Origin of the sequence: Rhodococcus sp. T7, from assembly GCF_009872365.1 — a bacterium.
Lineage (GTDB): Bacteria > Actinomycetota > Actinomycetes > Mycobacteriales > Mycobacteriaceae > Rhodococcus_F.
The window spans coordinates 1-1,393 of the sequence record NZ_WXYH01000178.1; the positions used below are offsets into that span (position 1 = coordinate 1).

A 1,393-nucleotide genomic window follows, 5' to 3' on the forward strand; every position below is an offset into this window, starting at 1 on the left:
TTCGACTGCCCGGGCTGCGCGTGGCCGGAAACCCCCGGGCACCGCAAGCACGCGGAGTTCTGTGAGAACGGCGCGAAGGCGGTCGCCGAGGAGGCCACCACCCGCACCGTGACACCGGAGTTCTTCGCCGAGCATTCGGTGGCGGATCTGCTGGGTCGCACCGAGTTCTGGCTGGGCCAGCAGGGCCGGTTGACGCATCCGATGGTCCTGCTGCCGGGGGCCACGCATTACGAGCCGATCGGGTGGGACGCGGCGTTCGCGCTGATCGCCGGGGAACTGCGCGCTCTGGCGTCGCCGGACGAGGCGGTGTTCTACACCTCCGGGCGCACGTCGAACGAGGCGGCGTTCCTGTATCAGCTGATGATCCGGGCGTTCGGGACGAACAACCTGCCGGACTGTTCGAACATGTGCCACGAATCCTCCGGATCGGCGTTGGTCGAGACGATCGGGATCGGGAAGGGGTCGGTGTCGGTCCCCGATATCGAGAACGCCGACCTGATCCTGATCGCCGGGCAGAATCCGGGGACCAATCATCCGCGGATGCTCTCGACGCTGGAGAAGGCGAAGGGCAACGGCGCGAAGGTCATCGCGATCAACCCGCTCCCGGAGGCCGGACTGCTGCGGTTCAAGGACCCGCAGAAGGTGCACGGCGTCGTCGGCGACGGGGTCCAGATCGCGGACGAGTTCCTGCAGATCCGGATCGGCGGCGACCAGGCGTTGTTCCAGGGGTTGGGCCGGTTGCTGCTCGAGGCGGAGGACGCGGCACCGGGCACCGTGCTGGATCGGGAGTTCATCGACCGGCACACCGCCGGGTTCGAGGAGTGCGCGGCGCACCTGCAGCAGGTCGATCTCGGCACGGTAGTGCAGGCCACCGGGCTGACGCTCGAGCAGATCCGGGCCACCGCGGACGCGTTGATCGGATCGAAGAAGACCATCATCTGCTGGGCGATGGGATTGACCCAGCAGACCCACGGGGTCGCGACCATCCAGGACGCGGTGAACCTGCTGCTGCTGCAGGGGATGATCGGCAAACCGGGCGCCGGGGTGTGCCCGGTGCGCGGCCACTCGAACGTCCAAGGTGACCGGACGATGGGCATCTGGGAGAAGATGCCCGAATCCTTCCTGACCGCCCTGGATACCGAATTCGGCATCACCTCCCCGCGTAAGCACGGGTTCGATGCGGTCGATTCGATCCGGGCGATGCGCGACGGCAGGGCGTCGGTGTTTATCGGGATGGGCGGCAACTTCGTCTCCGCGACCCCGGACACCGAGACCACCGAGGCCGCGCTGCGCCGGTGTGCGTTGACGGTGCAGGTGTCGACGAAACTGAACCGCTCGCACCTGGTGACCGGGCAGGCCGCACTGATCCTGCCGTCGCTGGGCCGCACCGACA

At 67.7% G+C, this 1,393-nt stretch carries 1 protein-coding gene; it reads left to right on the forward strand.

Annotated features, from left to right (window positions below):
* Positions 1-1,393: FdhF/YdeP family oxidoreductase (locus tag MLGJGCBP_RS18340; protein WP_442972108.1), on the forward strand; the 1,393-nt coding region annotated here is incomplete at both ends.